Origin of the sequence: Pyxidicoccus xibeiensis (assembly GCF_024198175.1) — a bacterium.
Taxonomy (GTDB): Bacteria; Myxococcota; Myxococcia; order Myxococcales; family Myxococcaceae; genus Myxococcus; species Myxococcus xibeiensis.
The window spans coordinates 176,266-194,147 of the sequence record NZ_JAJVKV010000015.1; the positions used below are offsets into that span (position 1 = coordinate 176,266).

Consider the following 17,882-nt stretch of genomic DNA (forward strand, 5'->3'; position numbering starts at 1 on the left):
CAAGGCGCGGGCCGGCCCCTACTTTGGCTCTCGCTTCGCCTGCGGTGGTAGCTCAGTTGGTAGAGCACGAGCTTCCCAAGCTCGGGGTCGAGGGTTCGAATCCCTTCCGCCGCTCAAACCTGAAGGCCGGTGGTCCTGAACTCAGGGCCGCCGGCCTTCTTGTTTTCGGGCCTAGACGGCGCACAGAGAGGCCAGCTGCCAGACGCTCTCCCAGTTCGCTTGTTTTGCCTGGTACGCTGGCTCACTCGATGAGTGGCGGAAGGCTCCTCTCCATCTGGCTTGGCCTCACACTGCTGCTGGGGTTGTGGACGTCGGGTTGTTCCTCTGCGGCGCACACAGCGGCGAGCTCGCACACGGCCCTTGCCCGGTCAGCCGTGCTGCAGTGCCAGCCCGGAGAGTCCACGGTGGTCTGCTGCATCAAGAAGTTCCCAACGACGGCGGCGGAGAGTTGCGCCGCCACGGCCGTGGAAGTGGCAGAGGTCCTCGCTGGCCTCCAGGTTCTCGGCGAGACCGCGAGCGCGGTGACTGATGGTGCGCCGGAGGAGGATGAGGAGGATCCGGACGAAGGCTACCGGCAGCACTGCATCGACATGTACGTCCTCTGCGTCCATCGGAAATGGACTGGCGACTGTCACGACTGCCTTCGCTACTGCCAGGGACAGAAGCAGTGGCCCTTCAACATCTGCACTAGGAGATGAGCCATGCGCCCGGAGGACCATGACTGGCATCACGTCCAGGAACTGGCCAGCCGCCTTCAGCAGGAGGCGCGCTCGGACCTCACGGGTGGAGAACGCGAGCTGCTCCTGCGAGTTGCTCGGGAGGTCGCCATCGGTGACGCGGAAGCGACGCTGGGAACGCCCACGGGCGTCGTGGACCTTGCCATTGAAGTGAGCGCCAGGATCCGAGAAGGCTCCCGGAGGCTGTCTCAGGCACTGGTCAGGGCCCACCGCCTATTAGATGCAGGTGACACTGCGGGCGCGAGAAAGGTGCTCCAGGGAGTACTCGACGTCGAGGTGGTTCCCCTGTACCGCGACCACGCGCAGGCGGAACTCGACGAGCTCGGGTAAAAGCCGCTGCCACACAGGCGACTGTCACTCCAAGGGCTCGTCCTCATCGTGCACTTCGACTGGCTGCTCATCATCAGCAGCCGGCTCTACCAAGACTCGATTGATCCTCTCTGCCAACGTGAGTGAGACAGTTCGTACCCGGCAGTTTAGTGTGCAGGGCGACCCAGGCAGGAACGATGAGCGCAGTGGTGGAAGAAGCTCGGGTCCGGGAGAGCGAGGTGGAGGAGAAGGCCAGGCGGCGAGGCTTCACGGCGGAGTACAAGCTGCGAGTGCTGGCGGAGGCCCACCGCTGCACGAAGCCCGGTGAAGTGGGGGCGCTGCTGCGCCGCGAGGGGCTGTACTCGTCGCTGCTGAGCGCGTGGCGGCGCCAGCGCGATGCGGGTGTCAGGCGACAGGAATTTCTGACCCCCTTACGTCACTAAAACTGACCCCCTCCCCAGCGCCCGGTTGGACTGCTCGGTGATGCTACGTCGTTTCCCTGCGTGCGTCCGCCGGAGCGCGCCCTCGCTGCTTCTCAAGCGAGGGCGCGCGGAGGCCACGTCCGAGGCACGGAGCTCGTGCTCGGCTCAGTCGTCGTTGCCAGGCGGCGCGCTGCGGCCCAAGAGCCCCGCCTTGCGCTTCTGGCGTAGCCGCGTCCCAGTCCTGGCAGAACTGCACCCACGCCGGGTGGAAACGCACGGTGCCCGCTTGCCGGTTGTTCTCGTCAACCAGCGGCCTGACGTTGTCCGAGAGCACCTCCAGCGGCACGCCGCCGAAGTGCACGAAGGCCGCGGCCACGCCCTCGCGCCAGTCGTCCCCCCGCTGGTTGAGGAAGGCGCGCACGAAGAGGCGTCGCGAGAACGAGAGCACCGCCACCAGCAGGAAGACCTTCACGACCTGCCCGCCCAGCCGCACCGTAAGCATCCGGTCGTGCCCAGGTCGTCGCCATGAGCCATGACGTGCACAGTGCGCGGCACGATGACGACCAGCACAGCAACGACGAGGGCGGAGCCGGCGTGGTTGGTAGCCGCACGGCAACCGAGGTGGACACCGGAGGTGGCCGCGGAGGTGGTGCGCGCGTGGAAGGCAGAAGGAGGGGCGCAGTCGGCGTTCATGCGCCGACATGGACTGCCGCGAGAGCGGCTGCGCTTCTGGACGCGGCGGCGCGACGGGAGTCCGGAGACGAAGCCCGCGCTGGGCTTCGTGCCGGTGGAGGTGGCGCCGGCCACGCCGCGCGAGGAGGCGGTGGTGGTGGAGGTGGGCGGGGTACGGGTGAGAGTGGACGGGGGCGCCAGCCAGGAGTTGGTGGAGCGGGTGCTGCGCGCGGTGAAGGGGGTGCAGGGATGCTGAGGCTGCCGGAGGGGGTGCGAATCTGGGTGGCGACGGCGCCGTGCGACATGCGCAAGCAGGCGGACGGGTTGAGCGCGTTGGTGGAGGGCAGCCTGGGGCAGGCGCCGAAGTCGGGGCACCTCTTCGTCTTCTTCTCGAGGCGCAAGGACTTCGTGCGGATTCTCTTCTGGGGCGCCAATGGGTACTGCACCGTCGCCAAGCGGCTGGAGGCGGGGCGGTTCCGGGTGCCGGTGCCCGTGGAGGGCCAGGCCACGGTGCACCTGGAGGCGCGGCAGTTGGCCGAGCTGCTGGCGCTGGTGGAGGCCGGGGGAAGGGCGGGACGCAAGCCGGCGCACTGAGTCTTCTGTTGCGCGCCCTACCTGAGGCATTGCATACGGGGGGCGCGCATGACGACGCCCGAGACAGTCGCCGACGAGAGGGGCACCCTGGACGAGGAGCAGCAGCCGCCCGGGGAAGCGAAGGACTTGGAGGCGGTGCGCGCGTACATGCGGCAGCTGCTGGAAGCGGGGCGCGGCGAGGAGGCCATTGAGTTGCTGCTGGGGCTATTGGGCCAGCTGCGCGAGGCGCACTCGTCCACGGCGGTGCGGCTGAAGCACGCGCTGCGGCAGTTGTACGGGCGCAAGAGTGAGAAGGCACCGGCGGGCCAGCTGCAGTTGCTGCTGGAGTTGCTCACCCAGCCCGCGGCCGACGCGCCCGCGGCCGACTGCGCCGCGGCGGCCGGGCCCGCCAGCCACGAAGGGGACTCGGCGTCCTCATCCGCCCCGGAAGGCCAGGCGCCGAAGAAGCAGTCCCGGCGCCCGCCCCTGCGCGGCGCGAAGGCGTTGCCGGCGCACCTGGAGCGGCGCGAGGTGGTGCTGCAGCCTTCCGCCGAGGAGTGCACCTGCCCGGAGTGCGGCGAGCCGCGCAAGGCCTTTGGCGAGGAAGTCAGTCAGCGGCTGGAACTGGAGCCGGCGCGCTTCTACGTGCGGGTGGAGAAGCGGCCGAAGCTTTCGTGCTCGCGCTGCAAGGAGGGGGTGGCCACCGCGCCCGCCAGCGAGGCGCCGCTGCCGGGGGCGCTGCCCGGCCCGGGCCTGCTGGCGCAACTGCTGGTGGGCAAGTACCGCGACGGGCTGCCCCTGTACCGCCAGCAGGCCATTTTCGACCAGCGCTACGGCGTCAAGCTGCCCGCCTCCACCCTGGGCGACTGGGTGGCGGCCGCCAGCGACGTGCTGCCGCCGCTGGTGGCGCTGCTCAAGCGCCGCACCCTGGCCGACTGGCTGTTGCACACCGACGACACCGGCGTGCGCGTCCTCGACAAGGACGACGCGCGCGGCGTCAAGCGAGGCCACTTGTGGCCCTACGTCGGCCAGGGCGGCAACGTCTTCGTCGAGTACACCCCCGACTGGAGCGGCAAGGGCCCCCAGGCGGTGCTGGCCCACTTCCACGGCTACCTCGTCGTGGACGGCTACAAAGGCTACGAGGCCCTCTTCGGCCCCGCCTCCCCTCGCACCGAGGTGGGCTGCTGGATGCACGCACGGCGCGGTTTCGAGCGCGCCCACCAGGCCGGCGACTCGCGCGGCGGCACGGTGCTGGCCCTCGTCCAGAAACTCTACGCCGTCGAGCGCCAGGCCACCGAGGCGGCCCTCTGCCCCGAGGCGCGCCTGGGCCTGCGTTTGGAGAAGAGCGCCCCCGTCTACGCGGAGCTCTTCGAGCTGCTGGAGACCTGGGCCCCTCACGTGCCCCCGAAGACGCTGCTGGGCAAGGCCATCGGGTACGCGCGCAACCGCTACGTCCCCTTGGGCCGCTTCCTCGAGGACGGACGCGTGCCGGTAGACAACGGCGAAGTCGAGCGCCTCATCCGAATGATTGCTTTGGGAAGGAAGAACTGGCTTTTCCTCGGCAGCGATGAGGCCGGACGCCGGGCCGCGTCCGTCTACTCCCTCGTGCTCAGCTGCTACCGGCTGGGCAGGGACCCCTGGGCCTACTTCCGCGACGTGTTGCCCAAGCTCGGCGACACCCGCTTCCCGGCCTCCCGTCTCAAGGAACTCCTCCCCGAGGCGTGGGCTCAGCAGCAGGCTCAGCAGCGATAGGCTCGTCGGCGCGCCGTCATTCACGCGCTCTACCTGCCACGCTCCTCGTCCGCCGGCACCCTGGGCTGGACCGGTCCCTTACCCCGGAGATATCGTCCTGTTCTCCTGGGGTTCCCACCGGCTGCCTCTGGTCATGTGGGGGGCTCGTGGGATGGAGGCCCAAGAGGAAGCCAAGGGGCGCGCGGGACGGAGGCGCAAGGCGACGGGCCGGAAGTCGCGGGAAGTGGCTCCTGAGCCCTCCGAGGTCTCCCAGGGTGAGCCACCGACGGAACCAGAACCGTCCATGCCTGCGGCCAGCGAACGCGGGGCTCAGCACGGGTAACGCGCTGACCACCAGGGCATAGCTGGCGGTACCATGGAGCGCTTCGTGCCGCCCGAGAAGCCCCCGTCCGGGCGCGCGGCTCCTCGCGGCCGGAACTGCGCAGCGGGTGGCGGCGCCCATGTCCTACGCCGCCAACCTGCCTCGCGTGCAGCGGAGGCTTCTCGGAAACAGCACCGCAGCGAGCCGCGTAGACAGTCGGGGAGGCGCTGGCACGCTACATTCGTCGCAATCCGGTGGAGGCCGAGGCGGAGGAGTTCCTGCCGTCATCACCGCGTACCGTGTACGCCACCGCGTCCTGCCTGCTCTCGCCCCCAGGGCGTCGTCAGCTCCGCACGTCAGCCGAGGCGACAACTTCCCTGACACAGGGGGGAGGCGGGCTGTCGGCACCGGGGCGTCGGTCGTGGGGTGGATTCGGGGACCGAGGCCCCGCGCTTCCCCGAGCCGTGCTACCTAGTGCCCCTGAAACGCTGGGAGGAGGAGCCATGCCGGGAGCACGAGGGAAGACCGAGAGCTGGACGATTCATTGTTGCACGCCGTTTGACTTTGGCTGGGAGTTCGCCAGCCCGGTTCCGGCCAAGGACGAGCGCCTGTACCAGCTCCTGGCCGCCGCCGCCGAGAACCAGGGGAGTTGGAACTCCTGGGATGGGGACTTCGTCCAGGAGCCTCGCTATCTGGTCTGGGTCGGGGGCGAGCAAGCGCTGAGGCATGGGTACATCTGGAAGCAGTCCAACAACGGGACCACGTACATCGCCACCAGGGATTCCCTGAGCAGGTCGGTCCCGAGTGCGTCCTCCTTCGTGTTGGACGAGGTCACCGTCTACATCCGGGCGCCGGAGGGGGACTGACCGCGGGCGGCCGGGCCCAATAATTTTTCGTGCCAGACCCGGCTGGTAGCCTCAGTGGACACCCCCACGATCGAGGTGCCCGCCAAGATGTTTCGTCAAGCTGGACGGGACAGCCACATCACTTCCTAGAACACAGCGGGACCACTGCATCCCCGCCCTGGAGGCGGGTTGCCGCTGGCGTGTATGTGGAGCAGCCTCGCGCCAATGTACCTCCCCCTCTGGGTTCTGGTGGGCGTCCCCCTCCTGCTGGTGGCGTTCCGGGGACGCCTGAGCATCACGTGGCATCTGCACCGAGCGCGCTCCCTCTGGCCGCGCCTCACCCGGTTTGGCAAGCGCCGGTCCTTGGAGCGCTTCCTGCGGGCGAAGGGCTACACGGGCAGCACTCTCGCTGACGCGGATGTTGAGCGCTGGTTGGCCTCTCCCGAGGCCGTCGAGCGGTGTTTTCTTGAGTACACCACTGGGGCGCTGGGACGCTTCTTCCCAGAAACACCCGTTTGGGCTGCGGTGTTCGCTCAGGTACTCAGCGAGGCGCTCCGTGACGGGTTGAGCGTCGAGGCGGTGGAGGCGGCGCGCAGCGAGCGCGACAGGGGCTGACCCTTCTGCCTCTGGGCTTGCACGCTACTGTTCCCGGTTGTGCGGCCGTGCAGTCCTCAACCGGTTCCGGTTCCCGCTATAGGGCGGGGAACCGGGAACCACCGGGTCAGCCCTGGCCTCGGGCGAGGAAGGCGTCCACATCCGATGGCCGGACGCGGATGGCGTTGCTTACCCGGACGTGGGACAGCTCACCCCGCTCGCACAGCCGGTAGACGGTGGCGGTGCAGATGGGCAACCGCTCCGCCACCTCACGCACGGTGAGCAGGCGCTTCGCCCCGCTCGGCAGCGCGCGGAGCCGCGCATGCGCCGGACCTTGCAGCAAGGATGCAGCAAACCCCTTGCGATTCCCTGCTACCGGCTGGGATGGTTGGACGGACCCCGGCCCCGAATCCCCAACGGTTCTGAGGGCTTGTGAATGACTGATAACGCCTGGACGGGTCGAGGCCGCGCTTCCCAAGCTCGGGGTCGAGGGTTCGAATCCCTTCCGCCGCTCAATCGCAAAGGCCGGTAGTTCTTGAGGAAACTCGGGACTACCGGCCTTCGTGTTTCCAGGCCTCGGGCCGCCGCTTGCCGCCCGTCGGCGCCGGGCCACCGCTCGTCGGAGGGCTGGGCGACGAGCGGAGGGTGGGGCTACGGTGGCGGACCATGGAAGGTCCGTCCATGCAGAGGCTGCTGCCGCGGGAGATGGTGTGGCTCTACCCCCTCGCCCCGCTGGCCGCGGCACCGCTGCTGGTGGAAGGGCTGTTCGCCATGCCCTGGAAGCAGGCGCTGCTCCAACTGGCGGGCATCTGCGTGCCGTTCGCCTCGCTGTCCCTCACCTTCCACCTGCTGTACCTCACGGTGATGCCGCGGCTCGTCCAGCGCGTCCGGAGCCGCGCCGCGGAGACGCTGCTGCACGTGGCCACCATCACCGGCGTTTCCGTGGTGATGGCCGCCGCCGTGCTTCCGGTGAAGAACCTGCTGTGCCAGCACTCCTCCACGCTGCTCGACTTCAGCGTGACGTGCATCATCATCTCGGGCGTCTTCGTGCTGCCCGCGCTCGCCATCCAGCGACTGCGCAACCGTTCGCTCGCCGTGGAGCGGCAGGCCCAGGCCGAGCGACAGGCGTCGCTGCGCGCCCAGCTGGAGGCCCTGCAGGCGCGCACCCACCCGCACTTCCTCTTCAACAGCCTCAACCTGGTGGCCACGCTCATCTCCGAGGATCCAGAGCTGGCCGAGCGCACCCTGGAGCGACTGGCCGACCTGTTCCGCTATGCCCTGGAGAGCTCCAGGGTGCGCCTCGTCCCGCTCCAGCGTGAGGTGGACATGGTGCGCGACTACCTGGCCATCCAGCAGGTGCGCTTCGGCAAGCGGCTGAGGGCCTCGGTGGAGCTGGACGCCCGCGCCGCGCACGTGCAGGTGCCGCCGCTGCTGCTGCAGCCGCTGGTGGAGAACGCCATCCTCCACGGCCTGGCCAGCCGCCAGCAGGTGAGCGTGCACGTGCGGGTGCGCTTCGAGGACGAGCGTGTCCTCCTGGACGTGCAGGACGACGGGCCGGGCCCCGGGGCCTCGGCGCACCGGGGCAGCCAGACGAGTGTGAGCGACCTGCACGCGCGCGTGCGCCTGCTCTACGGGGAGCAGGGGGCCTTCGTCCTGGAGCCGGCCCCGGGAGGCGGCTGCATGGCGCGCATCGCGCTGCCAGCCGGGCACGCGGCATGAGGGTGCTCGTCGTGGACGACGAGGAGCCCGCGCGCCGGCGGCTGGGGCGCATGCTGCGGGAGCTGGCCGGAGTGGAGGTGGTGGGAGAGGCCGGGGACGCCGAGGAGACGCTGCGGCAGGTGGGCGCGCTCCGGCCGGACCTGCTGATGCTGGACATCCACATGCCTGGCATGGATGGGCTGACGCTGGCGCAGCTCCACACGGACCTGCCCCCCATCATCTTCGTCACGGCCCATGACGAGCACGCGGTGCGGGCGTTCGAGGTCAACGCGGTGGACTACCTGCTCAAGCCGGTGCGCCCCGAGCGGCTGGCCTCGGCGGTGGAGCGCGCGCGGCAGCGGCGGCTGGCCTCGCGGGAGGCCGTCTCGCGGGCGCTGGAGGCGGTGCGGCCCGCGGGGGCTTCCACCCGCATCGTCACCTCCACCGCGGGCACGCTGCGCTTCTTCGACGCGCGCGACATCCCCCGCTTCTGGTCCTCGGACAAGTACACCGTGTTCCTGGCGGAGGGCGTGGAGCAAATGACGGAGGAGCCGCTGTCCGCGCTGGAGGAGCGGCTGCGCGGGGCGGGCTTCCTGCGCGTGCACCGGGGCGAGCTGGTGCACACCGGCAGCATCAAGGCGCTGCGCGCCACCGACGGCATCCATGAGGTGGAGCTGCGCGACGGGCAGGTGGCGCGGGTGAGCCGCCGCCTGCTCGCGGAAGTGAAGCGGGGGCTCGGGCTGGACTGAGCGCCGTCCGTCCGCCGCGGGCCGCCATCCGTCGGCGAGAGGGGACCGCCCATCGGCCCGGGCCCCGGTGGACGGCCCGCTTCCCTACCTTGGGAGCATGCAACGCAAGCTCCTGCTGGCCGTGACAGTCCTGGGCATGCTGGCCGCCGGGACCGCCCTCTCCTTCCACCCTGGCCCCTCCGGCGACGGAGGCAACCCGCTCACCCGTCACGCGCTGGACGCGGCCTCGCACTACACGCTGTGCGGGCGCGTGGAGGAGCGGCTTCCAGCGGGGAGCTACCTCTACCTCCATGTGCGAGACGCCCGGGGCGCCGGCCACTGGGTGGCCACGCTGCGCGCCACCTCCCCGGCCGCCGACGAGGTCGAGGTGCGGGTGATGGCGCGCTCCGAGCGCTTCTCCTCACGGAGGCTCGGGCGTGACTTCACGCCCCTGCACTTCGGTGCCGTGTCCGGCGCCACTTCCTGCCGTACCCACTCCACCCCCAACCGGGAGCCGAACCCATGAAGCGCATCCTCCTGTCCTGCCTGACCCTGATTGCCCTGCCCGCCTGTGGCGGGGAAGAAGCCCCTCCGGCTGTCGTGCAGGAGGACCCTCTCGCGGACTGCACGCGAGACCGGATGGAGGCGGACCTGCAGGACGCACCGCTGGCCGGGCCCGCGGTGCGCGCGGACGGGACACTGGAGCCCGGACGCTACATCGTGAGCAGCACGTACCTGAGGCTGAGGCCGGAGCCCGCGGCGCTCGCCCGCTTCCAGGAGTTGATGGGCCCCATCTCCGATTCGCTGCGGGCCCAGCAGGGCCTCGTGGCCCTCCAGACGGCCTCGTCCGAGCGCTGCGGGACGGCGCGGACGCTCTCGGTGTGGAGGGATGAGGCCGCCATGTATGCCTTCGTCACGGGCTCCGCGCACCAGGCCGCGGTGGACTCGGTGCGAGAGGTAAGCCGTGGCGGCAGCATCGTCACGCACTGGGCGGACGACGAGCGCGGGGCGACCTGGAGCAAGGCGGCGCGGCAGCTCGGGGCCGACCCGGGCCCGTTCTACTGAACCGCCCGCGCTGCTTGGGGCTCGTCCACCCGCGGCGTCCGCTCCTTCCCCGGCTCCTGCCTCGCCGCCTGCCCGTCGTCAGCGGCGCCAGAGGGCGCGCTCACGCCGTCTCGTGGAGCAGCCCCGCCTGCGCGAGCGCGAAGAGCCGCTCGCGCGTCGTCTGCCAGGAGCGCGTCAGGAAGGGCGACGCCTCGCCCACGCGGCTCGACGCCTCGAGCAGCGGGAAGCTGGAGGCGGGCACTCGCTTCGTCCACCTCCTGTCCTCCCCCGGAACCCGCGTCGTCTTGCCGGCGAACGCCTGCCGCCCGATGCGGACCCGCCCATCCGGGAACCGGGCCTCGAGGTCGACGACGACGTGCGCGATAGCGCTCCAGGGCAGCGGGCGCTGCAGCCGGTGCGCCCACTCCACCAGCACGGCCAGGCCGCGCAGGACGTCATGGAAGTAGAAGCGCGGGAAGGTCAGCTGCGGCCACGCGGTCGCGCTCCCCCGCTCCTCCGCGTTGTGCACGGTGTCCGAGCCCCGGACGAGCGCACGCCCGATGAGGAAGCCCGCGGCGCGGTCCATGAACGCCACGTCCTCGGGGCGCGCGCGCACGGCCGTCAGGGCCAGCATCGCCTCCAGCGGCGGCACCGTGCCGACCATGGAGCTGGGGACCTCGCCCTGGACGCGGTACGCCTCCGGGTCGCAGCTCAGCCCGCCATCGGCCATCTGGTAGCGCGCGAACCAGTCGCGGGCCCAGGGAAGGCGGGCGTCTACATCGACGCCGCAGGCGAGCAGCACCGGCACGATGCACCCCAGGGCACAGTGGCAGTGCGAATCACGCGACGCATCCAGCCCGGCGGGCGTGTCCTCGGGGTGGATGGGGAAGATCGTCAGCGGACTGCGGGCGAGCGCGGCGACGAGTGCCTCGGTGGCGGCACGCGGAATCCGCCCCGTCTCGCCCCGCTCGTGCAGGAGCAGCAGGTGCCACCACGGCGAGTCCCACTTCGGCCAGTAGACGTCCGCCGCGAGGCTGGCGAGCGCCGCCTCCGAGCCGAGGTACTCGAGGGAGTGCTCCACCTCCCGCGCCGCGCCGTCGTCATGCGAGAACGCGGGCGCATCGTGATGCTCGAGACGTCGGAGGGTCGATGCAAGGTCCATGGCCAACGCCTATATCAGCCATGGCCGCCGTACTGGCGATGCGCATCAGCAGGCGGTCATCGTGTCCGGGGTTGCCAGGTCAGCCACTCCCCCGGGCGCGCCAGCTCCACGTTCACCTTCCGCTTCCGCGCTGCGGCCAGGAGCAGCGCTTCCGCGTCCGGGACCTCCTGGTAGTCCTCGGAGGCCGCGACGCCATAGTGGATGGGAACGAGGAGCCGCGCCCCCAGCACCACGGCCGCGGCGACTGCCTGCTCCGGTGTCAGGACGGCATGCACGTCGCTCACGGGCTTCCGCCAGCCGAAGCGTGCCCCGTTGATGGGCAGGAATGCCGCATCGAAGGGGCCGAACTGACGTCCGATGTGCCACCAGGACCCGTGCCACAGCGTGTCGCCGCAGTGGATGATGCGGCGGCCTCCGCCGGAGACGACCCAGGACACCTGGGTATCGCCGTAGCCGTCCGCCGCGGGAACGGCCGTGGCGGTGAAGTCATTGAGCAGGACCGGCTCGTAGAGCGGAGCGGACCGCACCCGGAACCCCGCCGCGGCGGCCGCGGTGGCGGTGTCCGGAGCGCACACCAGCGTGCCAGTGTCCCCCAGCACCTTGCGAACGGCCACCCGGTCGAAGTGGTCGGGATGGCGATGGGTCACCAGCACGAAGCGCCCGCCGTCGGCCACGTCCAGGGGGACGAGCGGGTCCTTCAGCGCGGGCCCCCACACAGCGGGGTCGAGCAATGGGTCCAGGAAGAGCGTGTCCCTCCCCAGCTGCAGCCGCACTCCGGCCCAGGCCAGCCGCTGTGCGCGAAGCGTCGCACTGTCGTCAGGCTTCGCCGCACGGCTCGTGCCAGGGGGCAGTAGCGCCGTGCCCGCGGCGAGAGAGAGCGCCGCGCGCAGGAAGTCCCGGCGGCCGGTCCGCTCCGGGGGTACGGCAGGGCGCTGCGTCCTCGGGGAGCTGTCTGTCTGGGGCATCCGTCCGCCTTCCTGGCAATGGGGCGCCAACGTTAAGGAGGCCCGTCTCCTGAGCGCAGCGAAACGATTTCGTGAAGTTGATGAACCGCGTTCATGTGAAGCTCCCCGGGCATGCTCGAGCTTCGTCACTTCAAGCTGATTGCCGCGGTCGCCGACACCGGAAGCCTGGCCGCGGCGAGCCGGCAACTCCACCTCACGTCCTCGGCACTGAGCCACCAGCTCCGCGACGCCGAGGAGCGGCTGGGCGTGCGGCTCTTCCAGCGCCGCCAGCGACGTCTGCTCCTGACCGGCGCGGGCGAGAAGCTGCTCGACTCGGCGCGGCGGGTCCTGAGCGAGGTGGCCCAGGCCGAGGCGCTCTGCCGTGCACACCCGCAGGACGACCTGCTCCGGCTCAGCACGGGCTGCTACACGGTGTATGGCTGGCTGCCGCCCATCCTGGGGCAGTGGCAGGCGGAGTACCCGCGCGCCGAGCTGCGCATCGTCCTGGAGGCCACGCGTCAGCCCCTCGACGCGCTGCTGAATGGCGGGCTGGACCTCGCGTTGACCACGGACGTCCCGCGGCAAGCCCGCCTGGCGCAGACCGCGCTCTTCGAGGACGAGCTCCTGCTGGTGGTTCCCGCGGGCCACGCTCTGGCGCGGCGCGGCCATGTCACGGCGGAGCAGCTGGTGTCAGAGCACCTGCTCACCTATGCCGCGCCCCGGGAGCAGCTCGATGTCTTCACGCGCGTGCTCTGGCCCGCGAGCGTCGAGCCGCAGCGGGTCTCCCCCGTGCCCCTCACCGAGGCCCTCATCGAGCTGGTGCGAGGAGGTGTCGGCGTGACGGCGCTGCCCGGATGGATGCTGCCAGCCCAGCGGCATGGACTGCACGCCCTCCGGCTCACGCCCCGCGGGATTCGCCGCCGCTGGAGCGCCGTCACCCGCACGTCCCGCCAGCGCCCCGCGTCCTTGACCCGCTTCATCCAGCTCCTGCGCGAGCGCTTCTCCTCGGGCGGGCCGAAGGCTCCCCAACTGCCGCTGGGCCTCGTGTGACGACTCACTGCCTGGGCGGCCGAGGGGTCGGGAAGCGAGACTGCGATGACTCGGAGGCCTGGAAGTCCTCACTCCCCGACGCTCGCCTCCAGCTTCAGTCTACTCTCATGGCATGGATGCAGCAGGTGTGGACGCGAAGGACCATCGACTGCCTGGTCGTTGGCATCCCGTTCGAAATCCTGACCTCTATCTGCTTCGCCAAGCTCCTTCCACTGGCGGCCTGGCAGGCCACCGAGGCCTTTGTCGCAGTCGCCCTGGTCGTCTTCTCCTGTGAGGAGCTGCTGCTGGCCCTGCTGCTCCGGTGGGCGCTGCAGCCGGTAGAGCGCTGGCGGAGCGTCCGAGGGACTCTCGACGAGACGGACGCGGTCATCCATCAAGCCCTGCTGCGCGCCTACTACACCCCCCGGTGGTTTACGGTGGCGTGGGGGGCCTCCTGGGCCCTCGCGCTGTCGAGCCTGCCAGCCGTGCTGGCGCTGCTTCTGCCGGAGCGCGTGCGCCTGGGGGAAAGGGAGCTGCTGCTCACCGGCCTCATCGTCCTCGCGACGGTCTCGGCCAAGGCCGTCGTGGCGACGCCACTCTTCATCTGGCGCCTCGCGCCCACCACCCGGGAGCTCTCGCTCGTCGCCCGCCAGCGGCGCCTGCTCACCCTGCCCCGCGTCATCTCCTTCCGGAGGAGGCTGCTGGTCTTCACCGCCTGTCTCGCGCTGACGCCGACGTGTTGGATGGCCTGCGCGTTCCTCGCCCCCTCGCCAACGCCCGGCACGATGTTCCTCTTCACCTTCACCGCGCTGGTCTGGGCCCCGATGAGTGCGTTCCTCGTCACCAAGGCCGTGTCCGGGCAGGTCAACGCCATCCGGAAGGCCGTGGACGGAGTGGTCGAGCGCTCGTCCACCCTGGACGTGGGGTACATCCCGGTGCAGCAGCCCGACACGCTCGGCGACCTGGCCGAGGGCATCAACAGCATGGTGGACCAGCTCAACGCGAGCGCCGTGACCAACCAAGAGCAGCTGGTGGAGCTGGACAGGCTCTACCGACAGGCCGCGGAAGCGCTGCGGCTCCGGGACGAATTCCTCCTGGTGGCTTCCCATGAGCTGAAGACGCCCTTGACGTCCCTCTCGCTGACCCTGGAGACGATGGAGCGGAAGCACCCAGCGGCGTTGGAGGAGCCGAAGGAACGTCTCAAGCGCGCCCGGCGCCAGGTCACCAGTCTCATCGGCCTGGTCGACGACCTCCTGGATGTCGGCCGTATCCAGCAGGGGCACCTGGAGCTGCGGCAAGCGCCCGTCTCCCTCGGCTCGCTCCTGGCCGAAGTCATCGCGAGCTTCCGCCCCCTCGCTCCGCGTCACCACCTCACCCTGGAGCTCCCGCAGGGGGAGGTCCCCGTGAAGGGAGACGCGGCGCGGCTGACGCAGGTCTTCAACAACCTCCTGGACAACGCCATCAAGTACAGTCCCGAGGGCGGAGCCGTCAGGGTGAAGCTCATGCGCGGCGAGGGCCTGGCTCGCGTGTCGGTCTCGGACGAGGGAGTCGGCATTCCCGCCGAGCAGTTTCCCGAGCTCTTCGAGCGCTTCTTCCGCGCCCGCACCACCACGACGAAGAGCTTTGGAGGACTGGGGCTCGGCCTCTACATCACCCGGAACCTGGTGGAGCGGCACGGCGGGCGCATCGACGTGCAGAGTGAGGTGGACCAGGGCACCACCTTCGTCGTGACATTCCCCGAGTTGCGCGAGGCCCAGCGGGAGGTGGCGTTCCCACCGCGGCAGGAAGCCCCTAGCGAAATGTAGGGGAGCCGGTGCGGCGGAAGCGGGCCAGGGCCAGCCCACCGAGGACCATGCCGATGAGCCCCACCCCCAGCGCCACGATGGCCCCACCCCGCCCGTTGCCGGTGCCGATACCACCGGCGGAGCGGACAATATGCAGCGCGCTGAGGACCATGCCGAGCAGTCCCACCCCCAGCGCCATGATGGCCCCGGGCCGCCCGGGGCCGGTGCCGATACGACCGGCGGCACGGGCCAGCGCCAGCCCACCGAGGACCACGCTGCTCAGCCCCACCACGGCGGCCACGGTGGCCCCGAGTCGCCCGGAGCTGGTGCCGAGCGGCGATGATGCGGCGTGGCTCACGCCCCCTACCAGCGCAACCGCCGCGAACAGCGCGACGCGCCCCCAAGACGACAGTCGAGACCTCTCCATGGCGTCGTTTCCTTTCCTCGCCCAGACGCTAGGAGCGGAGAAGGACGCGGGATTGGACGAATTTTACCCGTCGTCGCCCGGCAGCGCGACGTGGTGCTCCTTCACGGGCGCACCGCGGTGCCGAAGGAACGCCGCTGGGGAAAAGCCGGAGAACGCCACGAAGTCGCGGATCATGTGGGACTGGTCGAAGTAGCCGCACTCGAGTGCCAGCTGGGGCCAGTCCGGCACCGGAGGCAGCTCTGCCATCGCCAGCGTGCGCTGGAAGCGTCGCACGCGGCTGAAGAGCTTGGGCGTGATGCCGACGTCGGCGGTGAAGAGCTCGATGAACCGGCGGCGGCTGAGGTCCAGCTCCGCGGCGACATCACCGACGTTGCTTCCGCCGCCGAGGCGCTCGAGGGCGAAGTGCATCGCGCGCTGGCGTTCCGGCGTGGCGCGAAGCGAGGCGAGCAGCACCTCTTCGAGGATGCGGAAGCGCTCCACCGGGACGCGCGCCGAGCACAGGCGCTCGCGGAGCCGGCGTGCGCGAGCTCCCCAGAGCGTCTCCAGGTCGACGTGCGTATCCGCGAGCTCTCCCGGCGGGAGGCCGAGGACCGCGCGGGCGCCGCCGGGGCGGAAATGGACGCCGACCATGGAGGCGTGCTCGCGCGTGTCGATGACGAAGTAGCTGCGGTAGGCGCCGGAGACGACCGCGCCCGAGAAGCGGCGGCAGCGCGTCGGGTCGACCGGGTCGTAGATGCGAACCACGTCCTCGTGGAGGTTGACGACCAGCTCGAGCGTGCCGCTGGGAACGATGCGCTCCTGCGCGTGGGCCGGCGCGTCGCTGAGGGCCCAGAAGTACTCCACGAAGTCCGCGAGCGGCGCCATGGGGGCGTGGGAGGTGTAGAGCATCGGAACCTGGCGCGAGAGTATGGCACGGCCATGGGGTGTGCACGCCTGGCCCGTCGTCGCGTGCGGCGGACGTGCGATGATGCACTCGCATGGAGCGCCTGTCCTTCAGCATGGAACCCCTTGCCGTGGACGAGGAGCGGCTGACGTCGCTGCTGCCCGCCTTCACCGAGTACCGCTACGAGCTCACCGAGCCTCGCTACCCGTGGCGGCTCCCCGGCGTCGTCTTCCCGCTGGCGCCGCCCGCGGTGAACAACTGCTGCACCTTCGTCGAGGCCCTGACGGTGAGGGCCTTCTCCGACGCGCATGGCCCCGCCTTCGAATGGGACCTGCGCCGTCACCGTCAGATGATGGTGGAGTCCGACGACGACCCATTCTCGCCGGTGAAGGCCGCCGTGGAGAGCGGCATGGCGGTTCCCGCGCCGTCCCCGGACGCGCCACCCCACCCGTGGACGCTGGTGCAGGGCTGGCGCAACCAGTGGCGCTCCGGGCACACCTTCCTCGTCGTGGACCACCACCCGCCCACCGACAAGGTCCTGATGCTGGAGTCCACCCAGGCGTTCGGGCTCGATGGCGTCGGGTACCGAGGCATCGGCAATCTGCGCGACCAGGGAATCCAGCCCCCGACCCGGTGGTGGGAGCACCCTGAGGTGTGGACGTGGGGCCGCGTCCGCGCCACGTATCTCTTCCGGCAGCAGGCCTGGCTGAAGGTCCGCCATCGGAAGCTCTCGGGGCTTGATAGCGCGCCTCGCTGACCATGGTCCGTGATTCCTGCGTGCAGGAAGACGGAGCTGAAGACTCCAGACATCCGCAACACATGGTTGGCCAGCACCCGCCAGAGGGCGAAGAAGCCCTCGCGGAAGCCCGCGCCCTCGTCCGTGCTGGCCATCTGGAACTCGTAGCGCGCATACCGGCACAGCTCGTCCTCGGAGAAGTCCCGAATGGCCAGCGCACAGCCCCGCTTGCTGCCGTAGCGCCGGTACAGCGAGCCGACCGACATGCGCATCACCCGCGCCAGCTCCGCGGCCGAGGTGTTCTCGTAGCCGCGCTGCGCCATGACCGCCGCCGCCTCCTCCATCCGCGTGGCCACGAACTGCTGGTACAGCTCCATCATCTGCCCACCCCCTGCCGGACCGACCCGTCCGTGGAAGGAACGTTCCTTCCGCGAGGACCTTCCTACCGGGTGGGGCTGACATGTCGACGGAGGACGACCGGCCAGGTCACCGGGGACCACGGCCCACGGGAGGCCGGAAGCCCCCTCGGGGGTTCAGGCGATGCGGGCTCCCTCCAGGTCTCGAGTCGGCCCTCCGAGAGCCTGCCCATGGCAGGTCCCGAAGCCCCGGAGCGTCGGGCGCTGGCACGGCGTGGCCGCACCGGGGCTGTTCTTCCCGCCCTGGGGCTTCACCCTGTCAGGCCTCGCGACTTCTGATGACCTCGCTCCCGGATGGCGAGGTCGACGACGCGGCGCTTCGCCTGCTGGCGCGTGCGCCACGGCTTCGCCCCCTGGACATCACCCTGGAGGGGTCGTTGGCATCTGGGCGGTAGTAGGCCTCCATCAGTTGCCGGGTGGTGTCGTCGTTCACCTTCCACAGGCTCATCACCACCGTCTCGGCTCCCGCCACCACGAGCGCGCGGCGCAGCCCGTAGATGCCCTGCCCTTGCTTGACGTCGCCTCGGCTGGAGAAGAAGCGCGCGACGGCGAGGGAGCGCTCGGCACGCGCTGGAGCCTCTCCGCTGGAGGGACCGGCTGCTGGAGACGTGGCAGCAGGTCCTTGCCGGAGGTGAGATAGGCGAAGTCGAAGGTATCCACGAGGAAGCTCTTGCCGTCGTGAAGGGCGGCGAAGGGCACCATCGCCAGCTGGCCATCCGGTGAGACGAAGAGGCGTCGGGCGCTCAGGCAATCTGCGACTGCCGGATGCATGCCGCCGAGCACTGCCTCCATCAGCACCAGTGCATGTTCCATCTGCACCACAGCC

At 70.3% G+C, this 17,882-nt stretch carries 20 protein-coding genes, 1 tRNA gene and 3 pseudogenes; 16 read left to right on the plus strand and 8 right to left on the minus strand.

Features of this window, described 5'->3' with window-relative positions; translation table 11 throughout:
* Nucleotides 1-41: 41 nt before the first annotated feature.
* The 4 genes and pseudogenes from LXT23_RS41070 to LXT23_RS41085 all read left to right on the plus strand — a co-directional run.
* Nucleotides 42-114 (plus strand) — tRNA-Gly (locus tag LXT23_RS41070).
* 290 nt (nt 115-404) lie between these two features.
* Entirely contained in the window at nt 405-698 is a 294-nt protein-coding gene (locus tag LXT23_RS41075; RefSeq protein WP_253985926.1) for a hypothetical protein, read from the plus strand.
* A gap of 3 nt (nt 699-701) precedes the next feature.
* The gene (locus LXT23_RS41080; protein WP_253985927.1) at nt 702-1,067 is read left to right on the plus strand and encodes a DUSAM domain-containing protein; all 366 of its coding nucleotides are present in this window, start codon (nt 702-704) and stop codon (nt 1,065-1,067) included.
* Between the two features lie 176 nt (nt 1,068-1,243).
* Nucleotides 1,244-1,450: pseudogene (locus LXT23_RS41085) on the plus strand (hypothetical protein); the annotation flags it as partial.
* An 82-nt stretch (nt 1,451-1,532) separates the two neighbouring features.
* Here LXT23_RS41085 and LXT23_RS41090 read toward each other — a convergent pair.
* Nucleotides 1,533-1,970 (minus strand): DDE-type integrase/transposase/recombinase, encoded by a 438-nt coding sequence (locus LXT23_RS41090; RefSeq protein ID WP_253985928.1) that lies wholly within the window; start codon nt 1,968-1,970, stop codon nt 1,533-1,535.
* A 189-nt stretch (nt 1,971-2,159) separates the two neighbouring features.
* Here LXT23_RS41090 and LXT23_RS41095 point away from each other — a divergent pair, with 189 nt between their 5' ends.
* The 5 genes from LXT23_RS41095 to LXT23_RS41115 all read left to right on the plus strand — a co-directional run bounded on the left by LXT23_RS41095 (nt 2,160) and on the right by LXT23_RS41115 (nt 6,226).
* A complete protein-coding gene (locus LXT23_RS41095) occupies nt 2,160-2,396 on the plus strand; it encodes a transposase (protein ID WP_253985929.1) in 237 nt (78 codons plus the stop codon).
* Entirely contained in the window at nt 2,390-2,734 is a 345-nt protein-coding gene (gene tnpB / locus LXT23_RS41100; RefSeq protein WP_253985930.1) for an IS66 family insertion sequence element accessory protein TnpB, read from the plus strand. Before LXT23_RS41095 ends, tnpB begins: the two co-directional genes overlap by 7 nt.
* Before the next feature lie 48 nt (nt 2,735-2,782).
* The gene (tnpC, locus tag LXT23_RS41105; protein ID WP_253985931.1) at nt 2,783-4,465 is read left to right on the plus strand and encodes an IS66 family transposase; all 1,683 of its coding nucleotides are present in this window, start codon (nt 2,783-2,785) and stop codon (nt 4,463-4,465) included.
* 804 nt (nt 4,466-5,269) lie between these two features.
* On the plus strand, nt 5,270-5,632 hold the full coding sequence (locus LXT23_RS41110) for a hypothetical protein (protein WP_253985932.1): 363 nt from the start codon (nt 5,270-5,272) through the stop codon (nt 5,630-5,632).
* Between the two features lie 204 nt (nt 5,633-5,836).
* Complete coding sequence (locus LXT23_RS41115; protein WP_253985933.1) at nt 5,837-6,226, plus strand: hypothetical protein; 390 nt, start codon at nt 5,837-5,839, stop codon at nt 6,224-6,226.
* A 106-nt stretch (nt 6,227-6,332) separates the two neighbouring features.
* On the opposite strand, the gene LXT23_RS41120 is transcribed toward LXT23_RS41115, so the two are convergent.
* Nucleotides 6,333-6,548, minus strand: coding sequence for a helix-turn-helix domain-containing protein (locus tag LXT23_RS41120; RefSeq protein ID WP_253985934.1), 216 nt, complete (start codon nt 6,546-6,548; stop codon nt 6,333-6,335).
* Between the two features lie 338 nt (nt 6,549-6,886).
* On the opposite strand from LXT23_RS41120, the gene LXT23_RS41125 reads away from it, so the two are divergent.
* The 4 genes from LXT23_RS41125 (at nt 6,887) to LXT23_RS41140 (ending at nt 9,696) form a co-directional block, all read left to right on the plus strand.
* The gene (locus tag LXT23_RS41125) at nt 6,887-7,924 is read left to right on the plus strand and encodes a sensor histidine kinase (RefSeq protein WP_253985935.1); all 1,038 of its coding nucleotides are present in this window, start codon (nt 6,887-6,889) and stop codon (nt 7,922-7,924) included.
* Entirely contained in the window at nt 7,921-8,652 is a 732-nt protein-coding gene (locus LXT23_RS41130; RefSeq protein ID WP_253985936.1) for a LytR/AlgR family response regulator transcription factor, read from the plus strand. The genes LXT23_RS41125 and LXT23_RS41130 overlap by 4 nt, the downstream gene beginning before the upstream one ends.
* A gap of 97 nt (nt 8,653-8,749) precedes the next feature.
* Nucleotides 8,750-9,157 carry a hypothetical protein gene (locus LXT23_RS41135; RefSeq protein ID WP_253985937.1) on the plus strand — a complete coding sequence of 136 codons (408 nt, stop codon included), beginning with the start codon at nt 8,750-8,752 and terminating at the stop codon, nt 9,155-9,157.
* Nucleotides 9,154-9,696 carry an antibiotic biosynthesis monooxygenase gene (locus LXT23_RS41140; RefSeq protein ID WP_253985938.1) on the plus strand — a complete coding sequence of 181 codons (543 nt, stop codon included), beginning with the start codon at nt 9,154-9,156 and terminating at the stop codon, nt 9,694-9,696. Before LXT23_RS41135 ends, LXT23_RS41140 begins: the two co-directional genes overlap by 4 nt.
* Nucleotides 9,697-9,796: 100 nt before the next feature.
* On the opposite strand, the gene LXT23_RS41145 is transcribed toward LXT23_RS41140, so the two are convergent.
* Nucleotides 9,797-10,837, minus strand: a complete 1,041-nt coding sequence (locus LXT23_RS41145) for a hypothetical protein (RefSeq protein WP_253985939.1) — start codon at nt 10,835-10,837, stop codon at nt 9,797-9,799.
* A gap of 56 nt (nt 10,838-10,893) precedes the next feature.
* Entirely contained in the window at nt 10,894-11,802 is a 909-nt protein-coding gene (locus LXT23_RS41150) for an MBL fold metallo-hydrolase (RefSeq protein ID WP_253985940.1), read from the minus strand.
* 111 nt (nt 11,803-11,913) lie between these two features.
* Between LXT23_RS41150 and LXT23_RS41155 the strand changes: the two genes are divergently transcribed.
* Together LXT23_RS41155 and LXT23_RS41160 are read left to right on the plus strand one after the other, a co-directional pair.
* Complete coding sequence (locus LXT23_RS41155) at nt 11,914-12,831, plus strand: LysR substrate-binding domain-containing protein (protein ID WP_253985941.1); 918 nt, start codon at nt 11,914-11,916, stop codon at nt 12,829-12,831.
* A 107-nt stretch (nt 12,832-12,938) separates the two neighbouring features.
* The gene (locus tag LXT23_RS41160; RefSeq protein ID WP_253985942.1) at nt 12,939-14,615 is read left to right on the plus strand and encodes a sensor histidine kinase; all 1,677 of its coding nucleotides are present in this window, start codon (nt 12,939-12,941) and stop codon (nt 14,613-14,615) included.
* Here LXT23_RS41160 and LXT23_RS41165 read toward each other — a convergent pair.
* Together LXT23_RS41165 and LXT23_RS41170 are read right to left on the minus strand one after the other, a co-directional pair.
* Nucleotides 14,602-15,021 (minus strand): DUF6223 family protein, encoded by a 420-nt coding sequence (locus tag LXT23_RS41165; RefSeq protein ID WP_253985943.1) that lies wholly within the window; start codon nt 15,019-15,021, stop codon nt 14,602-14,604. The two genes, LXT23_RS41160 and LXT23_RS41165, sit on opposite strands and share 14 nt — an antisense overlap.
* Before the next feature lie 63 nt (nt 15,022-15,084).
* On the minus strand, nt 15,085-15,909 hold the full coding sequence (locus LXT23_RS41170; RefSeq protein ID WP_253985944.1) for a helix-turn-helix domain-containing protein: 825 nt from the start codon (nt 15,907-15,909) through the stop codon (nt 15,085-15,087).
* A 110-nt stretch (nt 15,910-16,019) separates the two neighbouring features.
* Between LXT23_RS41170 and LXT23_RS41175 the strand changes: the two genes are divergently transcribed.
* Nucleotides 16,020-16,661: a hypothetical protein gene (locus LXT23_RS41175; RefSeq protein ID WP_253985995.1), complete on the plus strand. Its 642-nt coding sequence runs from the start codon at nt 16,020-16,022 to the stop codon at nt 16,659-16,661.
* 197 nt (nt 16,662-16,858) lie between these two features.
* Here LXT23_RS41175 and LXT23_RS49920 read toward each other — a convergent pair.
* Nucleotides 16,859-17,020, minus strand: a pseudogene (locus tag LXT23_RS49920) (helix-turn-helix domain-containing protein); the annotation flags it as partial.
* A gap of 424 nt (nt 17,021-17,444) precedes the next feature.
* A pseudogene (locus LXT23_RS41185) lies at nt 17,445-17,800 on the minus strand (CHAT domain-containing protein); the annotation flags it as partial.
* Nucleotides 17,801-17,882: the final 82 nt, after the last annotated feature.